Annotated in this window: 21 protein-coding genes; 8 read left to right on the top strand and 13 right to left on the bottom strand. The window is 65.1% G+C overall.

All coding sequences use genetic code 11. From position 1 onward, the window contains the following. From WN72_RS00760 to WN72_RS00750, 3 genes are all read right to left on the bottom strand, one after another. Positions 1-741 (bottom strand): sulfate transporter family protein, encoded by a 741-nt coding sequence (locus WN72_RS00760; protein ID WP_092211664.1) that lies wholly within the window; start codon positions 739-741, stop codon positions 1-3. A 250-nt stretch (positions 742-991) separates the two neighbouring features. Beyond that, a complete protein-coding gene (gene nikR / locus WN72_RS00755) occupies positions 992-1,438 on the bottom strand; it encodes a nickel-responsive transcriptional regulator NikR (protein WP_027561628.1) in 447 nt (148 codons plus the stop codon). Positions 1,439-1,495: 57 nt separating this feature from the next. Further along, positions 1,496-3,955 carry a heavy metal translocating P-type ATPase gene (locus tag WN72_RS00750; RefSeq protein ID WP_092211666.1) on the bottom strand — a complete coding sequence of 820 codons (2,460 nt, stop codon included), beginning with the start codon at positions 3,953-3,955 and terminating at the stop codon, positions 1,496-1,498. 51 nt (positions 3,956-4,006) lie between these two features. Between WN72_RS00750 and WN72_RS00745 the strand changes: the two genes are divergently transcribed. Further along, entirely contained in the window at positions 4,007-4,282 is a 276-nt protein-coding gene (locus WN72_RS00745) for a metal-sensitive transcriptional regulator (RefSeq protein ID WP_092211668.1), read from the top strand. Between the two features lie 287 nt (positions 4,283-4,569). Here WN72_RS00745 and WN72_RS00740 read toward each other — a convergent pair whose 3' ends face one another. Beyond that, positions 4,570-5,553, bottom strand: a complete 984-nt coding sequence (locus WN72_RS00740; protein WP_092211672.1) for a YiiX/YebB-like N1pC/P60 family cysteine hydrolase — start codon at positions 5,551-5,553, stop codon at positions 4,570-4,572. 192 nt (positions 5,554-5,745) lie between these two features. Between WN72_RS00740 and WN72_RS00735 the strand changes: the two genes are divergently transcribed. Further along, positions 5,746-7,143, top strand: a complete 1,398-nt coding sequence (locus WN72_RS00735) for a flavin monoamine oxidase family protein (protein ID WP_092211674.1) — start codon at positions 5,746-5,748, stop codon at positions 7,141-7,143. Between the two features lie 176 nt (positions 7,144-7,319). On the opposite strand, the gene WN72_RS00730 is transcribed toward WN72_RS00735, so the two are convergent. From WN72_RS00730 to pheS, 3 genes are read right to left on the bottom strand one after another with little or no spacing between them, the layout of a single operon-like run. Continuing rightward, on the bottom strand, positions 7,320-8,090 hold the full coding sequence (locus WN72_RS00730; RefSeq protein ID WP_092211676.1) for a sulfite exporter TauE/SafE family protein: 771 nt from the start codon (positions 8,088-8,090) through the stop codon (positions 7,320-7,322). Positions 8,091-8,109: 19 nt separating this feature from the next. After that, on the bottom strand, positions 8,110-10,518 hold the full coding sequence (pheT, locus tag WN72_RS00725; protein WP_092211678.1) for a phenylalanine--tRNA ligase subunit beta: 2,409 nt from the start codon (positions 10,516-10,518) through the stop codon (positions 8,110-8,112). Beyond that, positions 10,515-11,597, bottom strand: a complete 1,083-nt coding sequence (gene pheS / locus WN72_RS00720) for a phenylalanine--tRNA ligase subunit alpha (RefSeq protein WP_027561622.1) — start codon at positions 11,595-11,597, stop codon at positions 10,515-10,517. The genes pheT and pheS overlap by 4 nt, the downstream gene beginning before the upstream one ends. Positions 11,598-11,629: 32 nt before the next feature. Between pheS and WN72_RS00715 the strand changes: the two genes are divergently transcribed. Beyond that, entirely contained in the window at positions 11,630-12,163 is a 534-nt protein-coding gene (locus WN72_RS00715) for a hypothetical protein (protein ID WP_430640347.1), read from the top strand. 8 nt (positions 12,164-12,171) lie between these two features. Here the strand turns inward: WN72_RS00715 and rplT are convergent, their stop codons facing one another. Next, positions 12,172-12,531 carry a 50S ribosomal protein L20 gene (rplT, locus tag WN72_RS00710; RefSeq protein WP_092211680.1) on the bottom strand — a complete coding sequence of 120 codons (360 nt, stop codon included), beginning with the start codon at positions 12,529-12,531 and terminating at the stop codon, positions 12,172-12,174. A gap of 80 nt (positions 12,532-12,611) precedes the next feature. Then, positions 12,612-12,812, bottom strand: coding sequence for a 50S ribosomal protein L35 (gene rpmI / locus WN72_RS00705; protein ID WP_008539890.1), 201 nt, complete (start codon positions 12,810-12,812; stop codon positions 12,612-12,614). Positions 12,813-13,086: 274 nt separating this feature from the next. On the opposite strand from rpmI, the gene WN72_RS00700 reads away from it, so the two are divergent. Then, positions 13,087-13,491, top strand: a complete 405-nt coding sequence (locus WN72_RS00700; RefSeq protein WP_092211682.1) for a hypothetical protein — start codon at positions 13,087-13,089, stop codon at positions 13,489-13,491. Between the two features lie 109 nt (positions 13,492-13,600). On the opposite strand, the gene infC is transcribed toward WN72_RS00700, so the two are convergent. Further along, positions 13,601-14,140, bottom strand: coding sequence for a translation initiation factor IF-3 (gene infC, locus WN72_RS00695; RefSeq protein ID WP_080134054.1), 540 nt, complete (start codon positions 14,138-14,140; stop codon positions 13,601-13,603). A gap of 251 nt (positions 14,141-14,391) precedes the next feature. Between infC and WN72_RS00690 the strand changes: the two genes are divergently transcribed. Further along, positions 14,392-15,180 (top strand): alpha/beta hydrolase, encoded by a 789-nt coding sequence (locus tag WN72_RS00690; protein ID WP_027561617.1) that lies wholly within the window; start codon positions 14,392-14,394, stop codon positions 15,178-15,180. 143 nt (positions 15,181-15,323) lie between these two features. Beyond that, on the top strand, positions 15,324-15,791 hold the full coding sequence (locus WN72_RS00685) for a nuclear transport factor 2 family protein (RefSeq protein WP_092211684.1): 468 nt from the start codon (positions 15,324-15,326) through the stop codon (positions 15,789-15,791). A gap of 111 nt (positions 15,792-15,902) precedes the next feature. Here the strand turns inward: WN72_RS00685 and WN72_RS00680 are convergent, their stop codons facing one another. The 3 genes from WN72_RS00680 to WN72_RS00670 all read right to left on the bottom strand — a co-directional run bounded on the left by WN72_RS00680 (position 15,903) and on the right by WN72_RS00670 (position 18,580). After that, the gene (locus tag WN72_RS00680) at positions 15,903-16,691 is read right to left on the bottom strand and encodes an acyl-CoA thioesterase domain-containing protein (RefSeq protein ID WP_194482970.1); all 789 of its coding nucleotides are present in this window, start codon (positions 16,689-16,691) and stop codon (positions 15,903-15,905) included. Between the two features lie 72 nt (positions 16,692-16,763). Beyond that, positions 16,764-17,939, bottom strand: coding sequence for a tRNA epoxyqueuosine(34) reductase QueG (gene queG / locus WN72_RS00675; protein ID WP_092211688.1), 1,176 nt, complete (start codon positions 17,937-17,939; stop codon positions 16,764-16,766). Further along, positions 17,888-18,580: a glutathione S-transferase family protein gene (locus WN72_RS00670; protein WP_027561613.1), complete on the bottom strand. Its 693-nt coding sequence runs from the start codon at positions 18,578-18,580 to the stop codon at positions 17,888-17,890. Before WN72_RS00670 ends, queG begins: the two co-directional genes overlap by 52 nt. Positions 18,581-18,749: 169 nt before the next feature. Between WN72_RS00670 and WN72_RS00665 the strand changes: the two genes are divergently transcribed. Together WN72_RS00665 and WN72_RS00660 are read left to right on the top strand one after the other, a co-directional pair. Next, positions 18,750-19,556 carry an undecaprenyl-diphosphate phosphatase gene (locus WN72_RS00665; protein ID WP_027561612.1) on the top strand — a complete coding sequence of 269 codons (807 nt, stop codon included), beginning with the start codon at positions 18,750-18,752 and terminating at the stop codon, positions 19,554-19,556. 95 nt (positions 19,557-19,651) lie between these two features. Next, positions 19,652-20,977: an FAD-binding oxidoreductase gene (locus WN72_RS00660; RefSeq protein ID WP_092211690.1), complete on the top strand. Its 1,326-nt coding sequence runs from the start codon at positions 19,652-19,654 to the stop codon at positions 20,975-20,977. Positions 20,978-20,980: the final 3 nt, after the last annotated feature.

The raw sequence follows: 20,980 nt of genomic DNA, 5'->3' as shown, positions 1-20,980 counted from the left end.
TCAGCGCATCTGCCGCGCCGGCTCGATCAGCTCGGGCCGCGAGCCTGACAGGCGCTTGTGCATGTGGACCATGAAGGCCATGCCGAAGATCGGCGTCGCCAGGTTGACGATCGGGATCGAGACGAAGGCGGCGATGAACAGGCCCGCGGTGAAGATGATCGCGGCGTTGTCGCGCCGCATCGCCTTGGCCTCCTCGGGCGAGCGGAAGCGCATCGCGGCGAGCTCGAAATATTCGCGGCCCAAAAGCCAGGCGGCGGCGAGGAAGAAGATCAGGAAGCCGGCGCCGGCGAACAGCACCAGCGGCAGGGCGACGAGATACACCAAGATCGTCAGCAGCGCGGTCTTGATGCCTTCAAAGATCGCCTGATTGAACGGCAACGCCACGCCCGGCCGCTCGGCCGGATAATGCTCGCGCTCGACGATGTCGGCGACGTCGTCGACGAACAGGCTCGCCACCAGCGAGGTGATCGCGGGCATCAGGAACACGCCGCCGAATACAACGCCGAGGCCGGCCGCGATCGAGACGATCCAGGCCAGGACTTCGAGCGACGAATGCCAGCCCGGTCCGAGCAGACCTTCCAGCCAGACCTCGCCCGAGGTCGCAAACCAGCTGAGCAGCCGCTGCAGGCCGATCGCCAGCACGGTGATCAGCACCAGCGCAAGCCCGATCGATCGCCACAGGATCGAGCGCATCGGCGGCGACAGCATTTGCGACAGCGCCTTTGCGGCGGCATCCAGCATAGGGGACCTCTCAGGTAAACACCTCGCGAGAGGTAGACACCGAATGCGGCTTCGGCAAGGGCGGGCGGCTGCGGCCTGTTTCCCCTCCCCACGACCGCAGTATCGTAGGGTGGGCAAAGCGAAGCGTGCCCACCGCTTCTGTTGCCGTGTTGGATTGATGGTGGGCACGGCGCAAGTGCGTCTTTGCCCACCCTACGATTTTGAGCGAGCGGATAGACCTCCTCACCTACACGGGGAGGGAGAGCTACGCCTACTCGTGCCGGTGCCCATGCTTCCGCGCTTTCGCCGGCTTGCCCTCCCCCGTCGGGATCATCATCACCCGGCCGTAGCGCACGCCGCGTTCGGCGATGATGTGGTCGGCGAAATGCCTGACCTCGGCGGCGTCGCCGCGCAGCGCGGTCATCTCCATGCAATTGTCGTGGTCGAGATGGACGTGCAGCGTCGCGAGCGCGAGGTCGTGGTGGCCATGGAATTCCTGCACTAGGCGTTTCGACAGATCGCGCGCGGCGTGGTCGTAGACATAGACGAGACCGGCGACGCATTGGCCGGTCTGCGCGGTGTCCTCGGTGCTCTGTTGCAGCCCGGCGCGGGCGAGGTCGCGGATGATCTCGGAGCGGTTCTGATAGCCGCGCGCCTCGGCCGCGGCGTCGATCTCGGCCAGGAGATCGTCCTCGATCGTGATGGTAATTCGCTGCATGAGGTCCTCTCCGCGGGTACCGCCGAATGGACCTGTTCTACACCGATTTCGTGACCATCACAGCCGCGTCGCGCGCAGCCGCAGCGCGTTCCCGACCACGCTGACCGAGGACAGCGCCATCGCTGCCGCAGCGATGATCGGCGAGAGCAGGAGGCCGAACGCGGGATAGAGAATGCCGGCGGCGATCGGGATGCCGGCGGCGTTGTAGACGAAGGCGAAGAACAGGTTTTGCCGGATATTGCTCATCGTCGCCTGCGACAGCTTTCGCGCGCGGACGATGCCGGTGAGGTCGCCCTTCAGCAGGGTGACGCCGGCGCTCTCCATCGCGACATCAGTGCCGGTGCCCATGGCGATGCCAACCTCGGCCGCCGCCAGCGCCGGCGCGTCGTTGACGCCGTCGCCGGCCATCGCGACGCTGCGTCCGGCCGTTTGCAGTTTTGTGACGACCGCACTCTTCTGGTCCGGCAGCACCTCGGCCTCGACCTCGGCGATGCCGAGCCGGCGCGCCACGGCTTCCGCCGTCGTGCGGTTGTCGCCGGTCAGCATGATCACCTTGATGCCTTCGGCCGCCAGCGCCTTCAGCGCCTCCGGTGTCGAGGCCTTGACCGGATCGGCGATCGCGAACAGGCCGGCGAGCCTGCCGTCGATGGCCATGTTGATCACCGTGGCGCCGTCGCCGCGCAGCCGCTCGGCGTCAGTGTCGAGCATCTTGGTGTCGATGCCGATCGACGACAGGTACTTGGCATTGCCGAGCACGATGGCCTTGCCGTCGACCCTGCCGGTTGCACCCTTGCCGGTCGGCGAGTCGAACTGTTCGACCTGGCCGAGGCTGAGCTGCTTCTCCTTCGCCGCGCGCATGATCGCGTCGGCCAGGGGATGTTCGCTGGCACGCTCGACGCTGGCCGCGAGCCGGAGAATGTCGTCTTCCGCGAAGCCGGTCGCGGGCACGATCGCCACGACCTTGGGCTTGCCCTCGGTCAGCGTGCCGGTCTTGTCCACGACCAGCGTGTCGATCTTTTCCATCCGCTCCAGCGCCTCGGCGTTCTTGATCAGCACGCCTGCCTGCGCACCGCGGCCGACGCCGACCATGATAGACATCGGGGTCGCAAGTCCCAGCGCACAGGGGCAGGCGATGATCAGCACGCTGACGGCGGCGACGAGGCCGAAGGCGAGCCGCGGCTCCGGTCCGAACCAGGCCCAGGCCGCGAAGGCGGCGATCGCGACGATGATGACGGTCGGCACGAACCAGCCGGCGACCTGGTCGGCCAGCCGCTGGATCGGCGCGCGCGAGCGCTGCGCGTCGGCGACCATCTGCACGATCTGCGACAGCAGCGTCTCGCGGCCGACCTTGTCGGCGCGCATGATGAAGCTGCCGGATTGATTGAGCGTGCCGGCGATCACCTTGGCGCCCGTCTCCTTGGTCACCGGCATGGATTCGCCCGTCACGAGCGACTCGTCGAGCGAGGAACGCCCCTCCAGGATGACGCCGTCGACCGGCACCTTCTCGCCGGGCCGCACGCGCAAGGAGTCGCCGGCATGGAGCGTGTCGATCTCGACCTCATGCTCATTGCCGTCGGCATCGACGCGCCGCGCCGTCTTTGGCGCGAGCTGGAGCAGCGCCTTGATCGCGCCCGAGGTCGCATCGCGCGCGCGCAGCTCCAGCACCTGGCCGAGCAAAACCAAGACGGTGATGACGGCCGCCGGTTCGAAATAGACGGCTACGGCACCATCATGGCCGCGGAAGGTCGCCGGGAAAATCTGCGGCACGACGGTCGCAACGACGCTGTAGACATAGGCGACGCCCGTGCCCATCGCGATCAGCGTGAACATGTTGAGGTTGCGCGTCACCAGCGACTGCCAGCCGCGGACGAAGAACGGCCAGCCGGCCCACAACACCACGGGCGTGGCGAAGAGGAGCTGGATCCAGTTCGACAGGACAGGATCGATCCAGTTGTGAGGCCCTGCGAGATGGCCGCCCATCTCCAGCACCACGGCCGGCAGCGCCAGCGCGCCGCCGATCCAGAACCGCCGCGTCATGTCGGCGAGCTCCGGATTGGGCCCGGTGTCGAGGCTTGCGACCTCCGGCTCCAGCGCCATGCCGCAGATCGGGCAGCTGCCGGGTCCGACCTGACGGATCTCCGGATGCATCGGGCAGGTGTAGATCGTGCCCGCGGGCATCTCCGGCTCGGGTGCCTTGTCCTTGGCGAGATATTTCGCGGGATCGGCGGCGAATTTGGTGCGGCAGCCGGCCGAGCAGAAATGGAAAGTCTGGCCGTGATGTGTGAGGTGGTGTTTTGAAGTCGCGGGATCGACCGTCATGCCGCAGACGGGATCGAGGACCTTTGTCGCGGCGGGACCGTGGTCATGCGCGTGATGATGGCCATGACCCGCATCGCCATTGCCGCCGCAGCAGGATGAGGCCGCGGGCTTCGGAGCGGGCGCAGCGGCTTTGCTGGAACAGCCGCATCCGGAATGCGTTTCCGCGTCGTGATGATGGTTGTGGTTGGCGTCGTTCATTTCCGCACTCCGGCCCTTGTAACCTATACCCGGTAGGGGTATATAGACCTCATGCGCAAAGACATCAAGGCATCCGTCGGAAAACGTCTCGGCCGGATCGAGGGCCAGGTTCGCGGCCTCTCGAAAATGGTCGATGAGGACCGTTATTGTATCGACATCGTGACGCAGATCTCGGCGGTGCGCGCCGCGCTGCGCCGGGTCGAGGAAGAGGTTTTGAAGGACCACGTCGCCCATTGCGTCGAGCACGCCATCGCCAGCGGCGACAAGGCCGACCAGCGCGAGAAGATCGCGGAGCTGATGGCGGTGATCGGACGGGCGGAGCGGTAGGGCGCTCTCTCCACCGTCATTGCGAAGAGCTCTTGCGACGAAGCAATCCAGACTGTCACTGCGGTAACAGTCTGGATTGCTTCGCTGCGCTCGCAATGACGGGCGTTGAGGCAAGATCGCGCCACCCTCACCGGCGTCGTCCCTGCGAACGCAGGGACCCATAACCCCAGGGAGGAGTTTGGCGAAGGCTGGCTGTTCGGACTGCGACCGAATTGCGATTGACAGATCACACGGTATAGGTCCCTGCGCCCGTGCGCAATTGCGCACTAGGCAGGGACGACAGTCGGTTATGCCGCAATCTCCGGCGCGCGTCGGCGCCGCTGCGAGCGGTACATCGTCAGCTTCTTCAGCAGCGGAAAATGCCTGGAGACGGTGACACGCCCGGCCGTCTCCGCCGGCTGCGCGCTCACTTCTTCAGCCGGAACTTCAGCCGGCGTCTCTTCGTCAATCGCTTCAGGAACGAGCGGCGGCGCACGGAGCGTTTCTGGAAACACACTGAACGTGCCCGCTACCTCCTCGAGCGGCTTCTGCTTGTCGGCCCAGTGCAGGGCGGTGTAGTCGAACCCGTGCACGATGGTGGGTTTGACGACTTCGAAATAGGGCGAGATGTCGAAGTCGCGGGGCATGTAGAGCGAGGAATCGCGGATGTGCAGGATCTCGCGGCGGGCGGCGCGGCTGCCGGCCTTGGTGATCTTGGGCAGGATCGGGTAGCGCACGGCGTCGAACGCCTGCGCGATCAGTGCCGAGCAGATGATCTTGGTCGGGTCGCCCGATCCGATTGCGATCATGCGCCGCCGCCAGCGCTGCGGTATCGGCAGCGGGAACAGGAAGCGCATCAGATCGACGATGTTCTTGGTGTCGTAGCCGAAGCCGATACGGTTGATCGCATAACGGCAGACCGTGGTGCGGTCCTCGTAGGACAGCCCGACCGGGCGGCAGACGCGGGTGTGATACGGGAAGTATTTTGATAGCGGCGCCGAGGTGACGCCCTCGCCGATATTGGCCTCGATCAGCACATGCGGCTCGCCGTTAGGCTCTTCCGCACCTTCGATCGGGCCGACATAGAGCGCGGCATGCGACCAGGTCGACTGCGTCAGATATTTGATGATGCCGGAGATGCGATTGTTGCCCTCGACCAGCAGCACGTCGCCGGGCTCGACGACGCCGCGCAAGTGCTCCGGGTCGCTCGGAGTGAACGGCTCATAGCCCGGCACCTCCTTCGAGAGGTACGCGGCAATCAGCTTGCCGACTGAGTCCAGAACCGTCCCCATCTTCCACTCCCCCCGCGGCCTTTTCCGGCCACCTTTTTCCCATCTGTATCATGGTCGAAACGTGTTGCAATTCGGTTCATCAGTCTGTGAGATCAAGCACGATTGATTCACCATGATGGTTGCCGCGCAACACCAGATACGGCAAGGTTCGCGGGCTGTTCCCGTTCGCCGCAAGTCCCCGGAAACCATGACATGACAATCACGCGCCGCGGTTTCCTTTCGGCGTCGGCGGCCTTCGCTGCGATGCCGGTCTTGATGCCGGTCTTGCGGGCCACCGCCGCGCCGCTGCCGCGCGAGGCGGACATTGTCGTGATCGGGGCTGGTGCGGCCGGGATCGCTGCGGCGCGACGCATCATGGCGGCCAACCGCAAGGTCGTGGTGGTGGAGGCGGCATCGCAGATCGGCGGCCGCTGCATCACGGATGCCACCACCTTCGACACGCCGTTCGACCGCGGCGCGCGCTGGATGCACAATCCCGAAACCAATCCGATGATCCGCCTTGCGCGCGCCGCCGGGCTCGACGTGGTGCAGGCGCCGGCGGGGCAGAAGATGCGCATCGGCCGCCGCAATGCGCGGGCGGGCGAGACCGAGGAATTTCTGGCGGCGCTGGTGCGCGCCAACCGCGCCATCGACGAAGCCGCGCGCGGCAAGCTCGATACCTCCTGCGCATCCGCGCTGCCGAAGGATCTCGGCGACTGGGCCGGTGCGGCCGAATTCATGCTGGGCGCCAGCTTTGCCGGCAAGGATTTGAAGGAGCTGTCCGCGATCGACAAGGCCCGCGCGCAGGACCGCAACGCTCCGATCGCCTGCCGGCAGGGCCTCGGCACGCTCATCACCAGGCTCGGCGAGCAGGCGCCGGTGGCGCTGTCGACGCCGGCGAGCCGGATCGTCTGGAGCAATCGCGACGTCAGCGTCGAGACGCAAAGCGGCAAGATCGCCGCGCGCGCGGCCATCATCACGGTCTCGACCAACGTGCTGACCTCGGGCGCGATCAAGTTCGGGCCCGATCTTCCCAAGCGGACGCTGGACGCGGCATCAAAACTCTCTCTCGGCAGCTACGATCACATCGTGCTGCAGCTGCCCGGCAACCCGCTCGGACTGTCGCGCGACGACATCCTGATCGAGCAGAGCAACTCAACGCGCACGGCACTGCTGTACGCCAATATCGGCGGCTCCTCGTTGTGCTCGATCGACGTCGGCGGCTCGTTCGGCCGCGATCTCTCCGAGCAGGGCGAGAAGGCGATGGCCGCCTTCGCGAAGGAATGGGTCACGAAGCTGTTCGGCAGCGAGGCCGCGTCCGCCGTGCAGAAGATCAGCGCGACGCGCTGGAATGCTTCGCCTTACGTCATGGGTGCGATGTCGGCGGCCTCGCCCGGCGGCCAGCTCTCGCGCAAGGTCCTGGCCGAGCCGGTCGGCTGCATGTTCCTCGCCGGCGAAGCCACCCACGAGACGCTGTGGGGCACCGTCGATGGCGCCTGGGAAAGCGGCGAGCGCGCCGCGGATGCCGCCCTGCGCAAGATCGGCGCGATCAGGGACGAGCAGGAAGTGCCAACGCAGTCGACGAAGAAGCGCAGGGCGCCGCGAGGATAGGGCAATAAGCCGCAACGAACTCCGCTGTCGTCCCGGACAAGCGCAGCGAAGCGGAGCGCCGATCCGGGACCCATAACCACAGGGAGAGGTTTGACGAAGATTCGGAGTTATCAGTTCGCCCCATAACCGCTTCCTGTGGTTATGGGTCCCTGCGTTCGCAGGGACGACAGCGGTGGCTAACGCAAAACCCCGTCAAGCGCGGGCAGTCCGAAAATCACCGCCATGGCGATCAGCCCGTAGCAGATCCCGCGAAAGACCTTTTCACTCGCACGCCCGAACAATGACGCACCAAACGCGACGCCGAGCGCATAGACCGGGCCAACGATCAGCGAGAGCACGAGCGACTCGCGCGAGATCAATCCCGTCGTCGCATAGCTCACCATCGAGAAGAAATCCGACGCGCCGAAGAACAGCACGATGTTGGCGCGCGCGACGATCGGCGCGATCGGGCGCCCGAGCCAGTAACCGACGATCGGCGGCCCGCCGGTTTGCGCCAGGCCGCTGCAGAAGCCGGAGAGGCCACCGATGCCGACCGAGAGCCAGGCGTGGTCCTTGCCGCGATAGCGCCAGCCCGACAGCAGCAGAAGCAGCAGCGCCGCGACGAAGCAGGAGATGATCCAGCGCGTGGTGACGGGTTCGAGCACGCTGAGGAAATAGGTGCCGACGGGAACGCCGATCAGCGCGCCCAGCACGATCACGGCGGTCGCTCTTCGGTCCGCCTTCCGCCACGCATCCGGCAGCAGCGGCGCGGCGGCGACGAAATCGATCACGAGCAGCAGCGCTGCGACAAGCCGCGGCGCGGCGATGCTACTCGCCAGCGGCATGAAGATCAGCGCCGAGCCGAAGCCGGAGAAGCCGCGAGCGGTGCCGGAAACAAAAGCGACGGCGCAGAGCGCCATCGCAATGGTGAGGCTGACGTCCTTCGGAAGGAAGTCGGCGATACTCATGCCCTGCTATTCCAGAGCATCATGCGCGCAGCGTGCCGCCGGTCTTCTTCGTGACCTCCGCCACGATCTTCGCGGCGACGGCATCGATCTCCTGATCGGTCAACGTCTTCTCGCGCGGCTGGAGCGTCACCGCGATTGCGATCGACTTCTTGCCGTCCTCGATGCCCTTGCCCTCATAGACGTCGAAGACGTTGACACCGGTGATCAGCTTCTTGTCGACGCCCTGCGCCGCGCGCACGATGTCGCCGGCCTTCACGGCGCGGTCGACGATGAACGCGAAGTCGCGCGACACAGGCTGGAACGCCGAGAGCTCGATCAGCGGCTTGGCGCGGGTCGGCTTCTTCTTGGCCTCGGGGATGCGGTCGAGGATCACCTCGAACACGACAAGCGGGCCGTCGGCGCCAAGCGCCTCGAGCGCGCGCGGGTGCACCTCGCCGAAATAGCCGAGCACGTTCTGCGGGCCGATCTGGATCGTGCCGGAGCGGCCCGGATGCAGCCAGGCCGGTCCACCGGCCACGATCTGAAGCGCCTGCATCGGCGCGCCGGCCGCCGCCAGCACCGCCAGTGCATCGGCTTTCGCGTCGAACACATCGGCCTGCGCCGAGCTTGTCCAGTGCCGTCCGAGACCTTCGGACGAAGCCAGGCCGCGCCGCACGCCGCTCGCAGCCATGAACTGATCCTGCGGGCGATCGCCCTTGAAGACCTGGCCGACCTCGAACAGCGCGACGTCGCCATAACCGCGATCGGCGTTCGCCTGCGCTGCGGAGATGAGTCCCGCCAGCAAGGTCGGGCGCATGTCGGAGAGATCAGACGCGATCGGGTTGGCCACTTCGAGCTCGCGCTGGCCACCGCCGAACAATTTTGCCGCAGTCTTGGTGATGAACGACCACGTCACAGCTTCGACGATGCCGCGGCTCGCCAGTGCGCGCCGGGCGCGGCGGGTGCGGAGCTGCAGCGGGGTCAGCACGGGCTTGCGCGCGTCGTCGCCGCGCTCGAACGGCGTCATCGGCACCTTGTCGACGCCGAAGATGCGGACGATCTCCTCGACGATATCGGCCTTGCCGTGCACGTCGGAGCGCCAGGACGGCACCGCGACCTTCACCACCGGGCCGGGACCCGCCATCATGAAGCCGAGATGGGTCAGGATGCGCTTCATCTCCGGCTGCGGCACCTCGATGCCGGAGAGGCGCTTCACTTCGGTGATCGGGAAATCGATCACGCGGTCGTCGCCGAAGGCCTTGCCGACCACGACGTTCTCGGACGGCGTGCCGCCACACATCTCCATCACCAGCTTGGTCGCAAGCTCCAGACCGGGCACCATGAAGGCCGGATCGACGCCGCGCTCGAAGCGGTAGCGCGCATCGGAATTGATGCCGAGCTTGCGGCCGGTCTGCGCGATGTTGATCTCGTTCCACAGCGCCGATTCGATCAGCACGTCGGTCGTGTTCTCGTCGCAGCCCGAGGCTTCGCCGCCCATGATGCCGGCGAGCGATTCGACGCCGTGCTCATCCGCGATCACGCAAATCGAAGGATCGAGATTGTAGGTGCGGCCGTCGAGCGCCAGCAGCGCCTCGCCGTCGCGGGCGCGGCGCACCACGAGATTGCCTCTCACCTTCTTGGCGTCGAACACGTGCAGCGGACGCGCGCGGTCGTAGGTCATGAAGTTGGTGATGTCGACCAGCGCGTTGATCGGACGCAGCCCGATCGCGGTCAGCCGCTTCTGCAGCCATTCCGGCGACGGCCCGTTCTTGACTCCGCGCACGAGGCGCAGCGCGAAGCCCGGGCAGAGCGTCGCGTCCTCCACCGTCACCTTAACCGGGCACGGAAATTCGCCCTTGATCGGCTTGATCGTCGGGTCCTTGAACTTGCCCATATCGGCAGCGGCGAGATCGCGCGCGATGCCGTGCACGCCGGTGCAGTCCTGCCGGTTTGGCGTCAGGTTGATCTCGACCACGGGATCGCCGAGCGCGGCCCATTCGGCGTAGCCAGCACCAACAGGCGCGTCCGCCGGCAATTCCATGATGCCGTCATGGTCGTTGGAGATCTGCAATTCCGCCGCCGAGCACAGCATGCCGCGGCTCTCGACGCCTCGGATAGTGCCGACGCCGAGCGTGATGTCCTTGCCGGGAATGTAGGTCCCGGGCGGCGAGAACACACTGACGAGCCCCGCACGCGCATTCGGCGCGCCGCACACGACCTGCACGGGCGCGCCACCGTCACCGGTGTCGACCATGCAGACGCGCAGGCGATCCGCATTCGGATGCTGCTCGGCCGAGATCACCTTCGCGATGGTGAAGGGCTTGAGCGCCTTCGCCTTGTCCTCGATGTTCTCGACCTCAAGCCCGATCATGGTGAGCTTGTCGGCGAGCTTGTCCAAGGGCTCGTCGGTATCGAGATGGTCCTTCAGCCAGGAGAGGGTGAATTTCACGAGCTCAGCCCTCCGGCAAGCGTTGGCACTTCGAGCGGCTTGAAGCCGTAATGGGACAGCCAGCGGACGTCGCTGTCAAACAGCTGGCGGAGATCGGCGATGCCGTATTTCAGCATGGCGATGCGGTCGATGCCCATGCCCCAGGCAAAACCCTGGTACTCGTCGGGATCGATGCCGCAGGCGCGCAGCACGTTCGGATGCACCATGCCGCAGCCGAGAATCTCGAGCCAGTCCTCGCCTTCGCCGAAGCGAATCTCGCCCTTGTCGCGGCGGCACTGGATGTCGACTTCCAGCGACGGCTCGGTGAACGGGAAGAACGACGGGCGGAAGCGCATGTTGATGTGGTCGACCTCGAAGAACGCCTTGCAGAACTCGTGCAGGATCCATTTGAGGTGGCCGAGATGCGAGTGCTTGTCGATGACGAGGCCTTCGACCTGGTGGAATTGCGGCGTGTGGGTCGCATCCGAATCGATGCGATAGGTGCGGCCCGGGCAGATCACGCGGATCGGCGGCTTCTGGGTCAGCATGGTGCGCACCTGCACCGGCGAGGTGTGGGTCCGCAGCAGCATGCGCGAGCCGTCCTCCTTCGGATGGAAGAAGAAGGTGTCGTGCATCTCGCGGGCGGGATGGCCGACCGGAAAATTCAGTTTTGTGAAGTTGTAGTCGTCGGTCTCGATATCGGGACCTTCGGCGACCGAGAAGCCCATGTCGGCGAAGATCGTGGTGAGCTCGTCCCAGACCTGGCTCAGCGGATGGATGCGGCCGGCCTCGGCCGGCGGATCGCGCAGCGGCAGGGTGACGTCGATGGTTTCGGAGGCGAGCCGCGCATCGAGCGCGGCCGACTTCAAGACGTCGCGCCGGGCTGTGAGCGCCTCGGTGACCTTGTCCTTGGCCTGGTTGATCGCGGCGCCCTGCGTCTTGCGCTCGTCCGGCGACATCTTGCCGAGCGTGGCCAGAAGCGCGGAGATCGAGCCCTTCTTGCCGAGCGCGGCGACGCGCACCGCTTCGAGCGCGGCTTCGTCGCCGGCTGCGGCGATCTGGTCGAGGATGGATGTTTCGAGCGTTGCGAGGTCGGACACTGTCAAATCCTTGCTGCAAAAATTCGGCTGGGTTGTCGCCGCCCGAAGGCCGTAACGTCAAGCAAAAAGCCGGTCATTTCGGGCTGACGGACGGCAGGGTTGAACCTCACGCGGGGGCCCGGCACCAACGGGGATACGAGGAGACATTTGCGATGCTTTCGAAATCCTGCCTGGCTGTTCTGGCCGTCGTTCTGTCGGTCGCAGGCACCCCTGCGCGCGCCATGGTCTGCATGGATAAATCCATGACGCTGGACGAGGTGGCCGACGCCATCAGCACCCAGAAGAGCTGCGCGAGCGCGATGAAGCTGTTTCAGGATTGCCAATTGACCGCGAGCGGCGATGTCCAGCTCGGCGCCGCCGTCGAGAAGAAATGCGAGGCGGACTTCATGCCCGGCCTCAGCACGGCGCAGCATCAGGCTTACAAACGCGAGATGCGCGCATGCGACCTCAAGTACCGGAACAAGTCCGGCACCATGTATCTCTCGTTCGCAGCTTTTTGCCGGGCGGAGGTCGCCCAGCGTCACTCGCAACGCGCGCTGAAGGCTGCGGGCCAGAAGGCCCGCTAGCGCAAGCCTCAGGCCGCGAGCGCGGCTTTGGCCTTCTCGGCGATCGCCTGGAACGCGGCGGGCTCGGTGATCGCGAGATCCGACAGCACCTTGCGGTCCACGGTGATCCCGGACTTGGCCATGCCGTCGATAAATCGGCTGTAGGTCAGGCCGAACGGACGGACGGCGGCGTTGATGCGCTGGATCCAGAGCGCGCGGAAGGTGCGCTTCTTACGCTTGCGGTCGCGGAAGGCGTATTGCTGGGCCTTCTCCACGGCCGGCTTGGCGGCGCGGATGGTGTTCTTGCGGCGGCCGTAGAAGCCCTTGGCGGCCTTGTAGACTTTCTTGTGCTTGGCGTGGGCGGTCACACCGCGTTTGACGCGAGACATGACAAAATCCTTCAGAGATGACTTCGGTTATCGGATTGCCGCGGGATGCGCGGCACGGATGGCAGTGATCGTGGACGCGATCAGGCGTTCGGCAAGAAGTACTTCTTGACGTTGTCGCCGTCGGTCTTGAACAGCACGCGGGTGCCGCGGAGCTGACGGATCTGCTTCTTCGTCCGCTTGATCATGCCGTGACGCTTGCCGCGCTGGGCGTGCATCACTTTGCCGGTGGCAGTCACCTTGAAGCGCTTTTTAGCGCCCGATTTGGTCTTCAGCTTGGGCATTTGGCTCTCCTAATGGCCACAGAGATCCGCCCGCGAAGGCGGCTGGCCGTCAAAAATGCTCGTTAGAGCGTTGATTGTGCTCAGGTTTTCGCGAACAAGCGCGACACCCGCACGAACACCGCCACGGCAGCCCTTAAATCAGCCGGGCGATGAAGGCTGGGCTTATGCCAGAGGACAGGCCGATTGGCAACGATGAACCGCCGGAACCGGCTCGCCGACTATTGCAGGTTGTCACCCCTCATATCCCAGCCGTGTCGCTCGGAGCAGGACCAAAATGGCCCATTTCCCGCAATTTCTTTCGTCGCTGACCAATTTCGCCCGCCCGCGCCATCTGGTGCTGTTCGCCGTGCTCGCCACTGCGGCGCTGCCGTCGACTGCCGACGCCCGTGTCGGCGGCTATGACGGCATCTGGAACGTCACCTTCGCCACCACCCGGGGCAATTGCAGCTCCGGCTACAGCGTCCCCTTCACCGTGGCAGGCAGCCGGGTGTCGTCCGCCGGCGGCGGCCGGGTCTCGGGCCGGATCAACCGCTCCGGCGCGGTCGCGGTCGAGGTCTCGGTCGGCGCGTCCCATGCGAGCGGCGGCGGCCGCCTCGCCGGCGTGAACGGCGCAGGCTCTTGGAAAGGCATCATCTCCGGCGACCAGTGCAGCGGCACCTGGCAGGCGACGCGGACGTAGTGGCCGAGCATTCGAGCCGAATTCGTGGCTTGTACCGCGACCAAAGCAAAACGGCCCGCCGGAGATCCGGACGGGCCGTTGAATTCTCAAGTCCCCTGAAAAGCTCGCCTCAGCGCGGCGCCAGCACCATGACGACCTGGCGACCTTCGAACCGTGCGTCCTGCTCGACCTTGGCGAGCTCGGCGACGTCGGTCTTGATCTTGTCCAGAAGCTTGGTGCCGATCTCCTGATGCGCCATTTCGCGGCCACGATAGCGCAGCGTGATCTTGACCTTGTCGCCCTCTTCGAAGAACCGCTGCATCGCGCGCATCTTCACGTCGTAATCGTGATCGTCGATCATCGGGCGGAGCTTGATCTCCTTGATCTCGACGGTCTTCTGCCGCTTGCGGGCTTCCGCGGCTTTCTTCTGAGCGGAATACTTGTACTTCCCGTAGTCCATGATCTTGCAGACGGGAGGGCTGGTATTCGGCGAAATCTCGACCAGATCCATGCCAGCTTCCTGGGCCATCCGGATGGCGACGACGGTCTCGACCGTGCCTTTATTATCACCGGTCTGATCGATCAGCTGGATCTGCGCATTGCGAATATCATCATTGATGCGCGGCCCGTCTTTGCTGGCAGCGGGCGGAGCTTTATTAGGACGGCGAATGGGTGGTTCTCCAAAGTTGTGAAAGAAGCGGCTATTTTGAAGGAAGAAGCGTTTGCCGGCAAGCAAGTCGCGTGTGCGAGAGGCGAAAAACCCTCAAATGCGAGGCATTTGGGCCACGCCTGTCGGCACGCTGACCGACATAGACACCTTGCTTCTGTTCCGCAAGCGTCCCAAAGGGACAATGCCGGCAGCGGTTACTCAATCGCACGCGCCTAGAACTGCTGAAACCGCACAGCCAGAGTAAACGTTCCATGACCGAAACAATTCCTGATGCCATGCTCGACTTCATCGATGTGGGCGAGGGTCCATCCGCGCGCAAAATCGCGGTGCGCAGCCGGCGCGGTCAAGGACCCGGGCTGGTCTGGCTCGGCGGCTTCAAATCGGACATGCAGGGCGGCAAGGCCCAGGCGCTGGATGCCTGGGCTGGGGAGCACGGCCGTGCCGCGGTCCGGTTCGACTATTCCGGTCATGGTGAATCCAGCGGCAATTTTGCCGATGGAACCATCGGCAGCTGGCTCGAGGACAGCGTCGCAGTGTTCGAGCGGTTCTGCGAGGGACCGCAGATCCTGATCGGCTCCTCCATGGGCGGCTGGATGGCGCTGCTGCTCGCGCGCGAGATCAGGAAGCGTTCCGGCAAAGCCTCGCTGGCGGGCCTCGTGCTGATCGCACCGGCGCCCGATTTCACTGAGGAACTGATGTGGAAGAACTTTTCGTCCGCGGTGAAGAAGGAGATCGAGACCAAGGGCTTCTGGTTGCGACCGTCGGACTATGGCGACGGCTCGCCCTATCCGATCACGCGGAACCTGATCGAGGAGGGCCGCAACCATCTCGTGCTCGGCAGCGCCATCGATCTCGGCTGTCCCGTGCGCATTCTGCAAGGCGCGCAGGATCCCGATGTGCCGTGGCAGCACGCCTTCGCGCTGACGCATCGCCTGCCGGCCGACGACGTCGTGCTGACCATGATCCAGGACGGCGACCACCGCCTCTCCCGCCCGCAGGACATCGCGCGCATTCTTGCCGCGGTGGCCGAGATCGGGTGAAGTGTCTCCAAACATCCGGTGTCATCGTCCGCGAAGGCGGACGATCCAGTACGCCGCGGCCGTGGTGATCTAGCCGAGAAGCCGCGGCGTACTGGATGCCCCGCTTTCGCGGGGCATGACCAAGAGGTTGGGAGGCAACGCCAATGACCACCACCGCCATGCTGCGCGCCTTCTGCGACGCCGTCGAGCAGCGCAATGGCCGGGCCTTCGCTGAATTGTTCACCGAGGGCGGCGTCTATCACGACGTCTTTTACGGCGCCTTCGCCGGCCGCGAGAAGATCGCGGCGATGATCGACGACTGGTTCTATCGCACGGCGACCGATTTCCGCTGGAACATGCATGACCCCGTCACCGACGGCACCACGCTCTATGCCCGCTACACCTTCAGCTATCGCTCCACCCTGCCGGAAGCGAACGGCGCGCGGGCGATGTTCGAGGGCGTCGCGATCATGACGCTGCGTGACGGCAAGATCGTGAACTATCACGAGGTCGCCAACACCGCACCGGCGTTTGTCGATCTGAAGTTCGCGCCTGAAAGAATTGCGAAGATCGTCGCCAAGCAGGGCGCCGAGCTGAAGGCGCGGCCGGAGATGAAGCGGCATTTGGTGTAGCTCTCTCCTCCCGTCATTCCGGGGCGCGCCACTTGGCGCGAGCCCGGAATCCATAACCACGATCGGGAGTATGGATTCCGGGCTCGTGCTTCGCACGCCCCGGAATGACGGTTACGGCGGCGGTGGCTTCGCCATCGGCTTGCGCTGCGCCAGTGCGGCGACCGTCGCGGTGCCGATCGGGCCCTGTTCGTCATAGAGCCAGCATTCGCCGATCGCGACGCCTTCGGTCGCATGGTGGTTCACCACGTCGAAGCCGATCCAGTTCGTCACCGGCAGCCGGTGCAGATAGATCGTGACGTCGCTGTTGATGTAGCCGAGCCCCTTGTCGCCGGCATTGGCAAAGGGGCTGGCGAAATCGGCACCAACAGCGACATGCACGAACGGCGTCATCGGCACGCCGGCGACGAGCTCGCGCACCTCGCTCATCCACAGCCGGCGCGGGCCGAGCGAGCCCATGTGGCCGACAATGGGGCGCGTCGTCCATTTACCGTTCATGCCGAGCCTCGGATCGGTTGGCTTTGGAATGTCTGATGGTTTCGGCACGTCCCAGTTCGGAGGCGACCAGACATTGCCGTCGGGATTTTGCGTCTTGCGCAACAGCTGGCACGAGGCGCGCGCCATGCTGACCCCGCCGGAAAAGAATTCCGCTTCCACCACGCGGATGCGCAGGCCGTCGCGCACGAGCCGCGTCGTTACCTCGATCGGCTTGTCGATGGTCGGCAGCCGGAACATGTCGACGGTGAGCCGCGCCGGCACGAATTCAGGCCCTGAATGGCGCTCCTCGATGGCGAAGCCGAGCAGGCCGATGATGACGCGCCCGTGCAGCGATTTCGGATCCCACGGGCCATTGGCCACTTCCGTCGGATGGAAAGTATCGCCGTTGCGGATGAAGAAAGGCATGTTTGTTGTCATGGTGCGCGAATCTTGAGGGAATGCGCGGGGAAATCAAGTCTCTGCTCCTCAGGATGAGGGTCAGAGAGCGGCGCGCCATTCCTCACGAACGCTCTCGTCGCGCTCGTTGCTTATTGCCGCTGCCTTCAGCGCCTCAAGCTCTTCCCGCGACGCCAACTGCCCCAGCGCCCACACCGCCGCCCCGCGCACCAGCGGACTCGCATCGTCAAGCAATCGCCGCGCCTCATCCGCCAGCGCCGCCTCGCCGGAGTTGCCAATCGCAATCAGCACATTCCGCAAGAATCGATCGCGGCCGATGCGCTTGACCGGCGACTTCGTGAACAGCGCGCGGAACGCTGCGTCATCGAGCCGTGAAAGCTCAGCAAGACCAGGCGCGCGCAATTCATCACGCGCGGCGAGCTTGGCTTCTCGTCCCTCCTGCGCGAACTTGTTCCAGGGACACGCCGCGAGGCAATCATCGCAGCCATAGATGCGGTTGCCCATCGCTTTACGAAACTCGTGCGGGATCGGGCCCTTGTTCTCGATGGTGAGATAGGAGATGCAGCGCCGCGCATCGAGCTGGTACGGCGCGGGAAATGCAGAGGTCGGGCAGATGTCGAGGCAGGCCCGGCACGAGCCGCAATGATCGATCTCGGCAACATCGCGCGGCAGCTCCAGCGTGGTGTAGATCGCGCCGAGGAATAGCCACGAGCCGAACTCGCGCGAGACCAGATTGGTGTGCTTGCCCTGCCAGCCCAGATGTGCGGCCTGCGCGAGCGGCTTCTCCATCACTGCGGCGGTGTCGACGAACACCTTCACTTCGGACGGCGCGGTCGCGACCAGCCAGCGCGCCAATGCCTTCAGACGTTTCTTGATGAGATCGTGGTAGTCGTCGCCCTGCGCATAGACCGAGATCGCCGCGCGCGTGCGCTCGTTCAGGATCGCGAGCGGATCGGAATCGGGGCCGTAATTGACGCCGAGCATGATGACGCTGCGCACGTCGGCCCACAGCCCGCGCGGATCGACGCGGCGCTCCGGCTGGTTCGCGAGCCAGTCCATGTCGCCATGGCCGCCCGAGGCGATGAATTCGAGGAAATGCGCGCCGGCCTTTTCGATCGTGCCGGGCTCGGTGATGCCGATGCAGTCGAAGCCGAGCGCCCGCGCCTCGCGCGCGAGCGCCGTCTTCAGTTCAGTCGGGTCGGAGTTCAGAAATCCAGGTCCACGTAGGTCCGCGACGCCGGCACGCCGGCCAGCCATTCGCTCAGCAGTGGACGGAACGACGGGCGGGATTTCACCCGCGCGTACCACGCCTTCGCTGCGTCGTCCTCGCTCCATGGCACGTCGCCCAGATAGTCGATCGCCGAAAGATGCGCCGCGGCGGCGAGATCCGCGTAGGTGAGCCGGTCGCCGGCGAGGAAGTTGCGCGTCTGCGCCAGCCAGCCGATATAGGCCAGATGATAGCGCACGTTGGCCTTGGCCGCGCGCATCACGTCGGCCGAAGGCGGACCGCCGCCATTCTCCTCGCTCATGAAGCGCTTGTAGATGCGCTCGGTGACGAGCGGGTGCGAGACCTCCTCGAAGAACTTCTCGTTGAACCAGGCCATCAGTCGGCGCACCTCGACGCGCTCGAAGGTCGTCTCCGGCATCAGGCGCTTGGGTCCCATCCCGGCGCCATAGGCCTCGTCGACATATTCGGCGATGATGGCCGCGCCCGGGATCGGCGGCTGCTCGTCGTCCACCAGTACGGGCGTCGTGCCGGCCGCATTGAGCAGCAGAAATGCCTCGCGCCGTTCCCAGCTGCGCTCCTCGATCAGCTTCAGATCGAGCCCGTATTCGCCCGCGATCAGGCGGATGAAGCGCGAATGCGGACAGAACGGATGATGAAACAGCGTAAACATGAAGCCTTTGACTATTTGATGGTGCTTAAGAATCCATCAATGTTTGTGCGGCGCCACACTAGTTCCTCAAAACTGCGAAGCAAGTGCGAGACGCCGCATTTTGCGATTGCAGCATTTAGGGGAATAGGCGAGAAGAGCCCCGCTTTTCCAGCCGAAATGGACCGTAAATATGTCAGATGCAATACGGGCAGTGATCCTCGGCATCATCGAGGGTGTGACCGAGTTCCTTCCCGTGTCCTCGACCGGCCACCTGCTGCTCGCGGAGCGCTTCTTCGGCCTCGGCGAAGGCGCCTTCTGGGATTCGTTTACGGTTCTGATCCAGCTGGGTGCGATCCTCGCGATCGTCGGGCTCTACTTCAGGAAGCTCTGGGATGTCGCGATCGGCCTGTTCACGGGCGATGCCTATGCACGCCGTTTCGTGATCGGCGTGCTGGTGGCGTTCCTGCCGGCCGTCGTGGTCGGCCTCGTCGCCGGCAAATACATCAAGAGCGTGCTGTTCAATCCCTGGGTCGTGTGCTTCACGCTGATCGTCGGCGGCGCCATCCTGCTCTGGGTCGACAAGCTCGATCTCAAGCCGCGTGAGCATGACGCAACCAAATTTCCGCTACTGATGTACCTCTATATCGGCATCGCGCAGTGCGTCGCCATGATCCCGGGCGTGTCGCGCTCCGGCGCCAGCATCGTCGCCGCGATGTTCCTGGGCGCCGACAAGCGCGCCGCGGCGGAGTTCTCGTTCTTCCTCGCCATCCCCACCATGATCGGCGCATTCGCCTACGACTTCTACAAGAACCGCTCCGAGATGACGATGGACCACATGGGCATCGTCGCGATCGGCTTCGTGGTGTCGTTCATCACCGCGATCATCGTGGTGAAGGCGTTCCTCGGCTACGTCACCCGCCACGGTTTCGTGGTGTTCGCTTGGTGGCGCGTCATCGTCGGCACGCTCGGCCTGATCGCGCTGGCGCTGGGACGTTAACTTCTCAAAAACTAGCCGATACGCCTCAACGCAATATCAGCTTTTGACCGGTAGGCAGTTTCCGGAGCGGGGTGGCCCGCGGGCGGAGCTGAACGATGACCCTCGTCAGCGGCTGGGGGCGCTTCCCGGTCGTCGATAGCGAAATGCTGCGGCCGCGCTCGTTCGCGGCGCTGGGCGAAGCCGTGGTGACTGGCTCCGTGGCGCGGGGCAACGGCCGCGCCTATGGCGATGCCGCGATCGGCGCGGTCAGGACGATCGGGATGGCCGGGTTCGACCGGGTCAGGTCGTTCGATCCCGCGACCGGGCGCATCCGTCTCGAAGCCGGCGTGCAGCTCGCGGATCTGATCGACACGTTTGGTCCGCGTGGCTTCCTGCCTTTCGTCGTGCCCGGCACGCGCTTCGTCTCGGTCGGCGGCGCGATCGCCGCCGACGTGCACGGCAAGAACCACCATTGCGAGGGCGGCTTCGGCCGCTATGTCGACAGCATCCTGCTGCGCACCGGACAGAGCCAGACCATCGAGGTCTCACGCGAAGAAAATTCCGATGCCTTCTTCGCGACCATCGGCGGCATGGGCCTCACCGGAATCATCCTCGAAGCGACGATGCGGCTGCGGCCGGTTGAAACGGGCTGGATCCGCGAACGCGTGATCTCCGCATCCGATCTGGACGCCGCGATGCGCGCGCTGGATGCGGGCGATGCCTCGACCTATTCGGTGGCGTGGATCGATTGCGCCGCGCGCGGGCGCGATCTCGGCCGCTCGCTGATCTATCTCGGCGAGCACGCGCGCCGCGACGAGCTCGCCGACGGCGCCCATGCATTTCCCGCCGGCAAGAATCCCGGCCTCGCCGTGCCCATCGACCTGCCGTCGATGACGCTGAACCGCTTCAGCATCCGCGCCTTCAACGAGCTCTACTACCGCATGGGCGCACGGCGCGCCGGCGGCAGCCATGTGGTCTCGCTCTATCCCTATTTCTTTCCGCTCGACGCGATCGCCGACTGGAATCGCATCTATGGCAAGCGCGGCTTCCTCCAGCACCAATGTGTGATCCCGGAACGGAATGCGCGCGCCGTGCTCGGCGAGATCCTCGACCGCGTCGCAAGACGTGGCGATGCCTCCTTCCTCGCGGTGCTCAAGAAGCTCGGACAGGGCGACGGCATTTTGTCCTTTCCGCTGCCGGGCTACACGCTGGCGCTGGATTTCCCGGTGAAGGGCGACATCCTGAATTTCCTCGACGAGATCGATCGTCTCGTCGTCGCGGCCGGCGGCCGGCTTTATCTGGCAAAAGACGCGCGGCAGTCGCGCGAGACGTTCGAGGCCGGCTATCCCGCCTTGTCGCGCTTCAACGCGATCCGAAAATCGCTCGATCCCGCCGGGACAATCCGCTCAAAGCTTTCGCAACGCCTGTTCGATGAGGTGTAAGCC

Source organism: Bradyrhizobium arachidis (genome assembly GCF_015291705.1).
GTDB classification, from domain to species: domain Bacteria; phylum Pseudomonadota; class Alphaproteobacteria; order Rhizobiales; family Xanthobacteraceae; genus Bradyrhizobium; species Bradyrhizobium arachidis.
The sequence above is the reverse complement of the archived record's forward strand: the minus strand, read 5'-3'. Positions and strand labels throughout refer to the sequence as shown.

Excerpts from the sequence above, each read along its gene's own strand:
- WN72_RS00760 (WP_092211664.1), bottom strand. The coding sequence starts at position 741 with ATGCTGGATGCCGCCGCAAAGGCGCTGTCGCAAATGCTGTCGCCGCCG.
- nikR (WP_027561628.1), bottom strand. The coding sequence starts at position 1,438 with ATGCAGCGAATTACCATCACGATCGAGGACGATCTCCTGGCCGAGATC.
- WN72_RS00750 (WP_092211666.1), bottom strand. The coding sequence starts at position 3,955 with ATGAACGACGCCAACCACAACCATCATCACGACGCGGAAACGCATTCC.
- WN72_RS00745 (WP_092211668.1), top strand. The coding sequence starts at position 4,007 with ATGCGCAAAGACATCAAGGCATCCGTCGGAAAACGTCTCGGCCGGATC.
- WN72_RS00740 (WP_092211672.1), bottom strand. The coding sequence starts at position 5,553 with ATGGGGACGGTTCTGGACTCAGTCGGCAAGCTGATTGCCGCGTACCTC.
- WN72_RS00735 (WP_092211674.1), top strand. The coding sequence starts at position 5,746 with ATGACAATCACGCGCCGCGGTTTCCTTTCGGCGTCGGCGGCCTTCGCT.
- WN72_RS00730 (WP_092211676.1), bottom strand. The coding sequence starts at position 8,090 with ATGAGTATCGCCGACTTCCTTCCGAAGGACGTCAGCCTCACCATTGCG.
- rplT (WP_092211680.1), bottom strand. The coding sequence starts at position 12,531 with ATGTCTCGCGTCAAACGCGGTGTGACCGCCCACGCCAAGCACAAGAAA.
- rpmI (WP_008539890.1), bottom strand. The coding sequence starts at position 12,812 with ATGCCCAAGCTGAAGACCAAATCGGGCGCTAAAAAGCGCTTCAAGGTG.
- WN72_RS00700 (WP_092211682.1), top strand. The coding sequence starts at position 13,087 with ATGGCCCATTTCCCGCAATTTCTTTCGTCGCTGACCAATTTCGCCCGC.
- WN72_RS00690 (WP_027561617.1), top strand. The coding sequence starts at position 14,392 with ATGACCGAAACAATTCCTGATGCCATGCTCGACTTCATCGATGTGGGC.
- WN72_RS00685 (WP_092211684.1), top strand. The coding sequence starts at position 15,324 with ATGACCACCACCGCCATGCTGCGCGCCTTCTGCGACGCCGTCGAGCAG.
- WN72_RS00680 (WP_194482970.1), bottom strand. The coding sequence starts at position 16,691 with ATGCCTTTCTTCATCCGCAACGGCGATACTTTCCATCCGACGGAAGTG.
- queG (WP_092211688.1), bottom strand. The coding sequence starts at position 17,939 with ATGGCTGGCCGGCGTGCCGGCGTCGCGGACCTACGTGGACCTGGATTT.
- WN72_RS00670 (WP_027561613.1), bottom strand. The coding sequence starts at position 18,580 with ATGTTTACGCTGTTTCATCATCCGTTCTGTCCGCATTCGCGCTTCATC.
- WN72_RS00665 (WP_027561612.1), top strand. The coding sequence starts at position 18,750 with ATGTCAGATGCAATACGGGCAGTGATCCTCGGCATCATCGAGGGTGTG.
- WN72_RS00660 (WP_092211690.1), top strand. The coding sequence starts at position 19,652 with ATGACCCTCGTCAGCGGCTGGGGGCGCTTCCCGGTCGTCGATAGCGAA.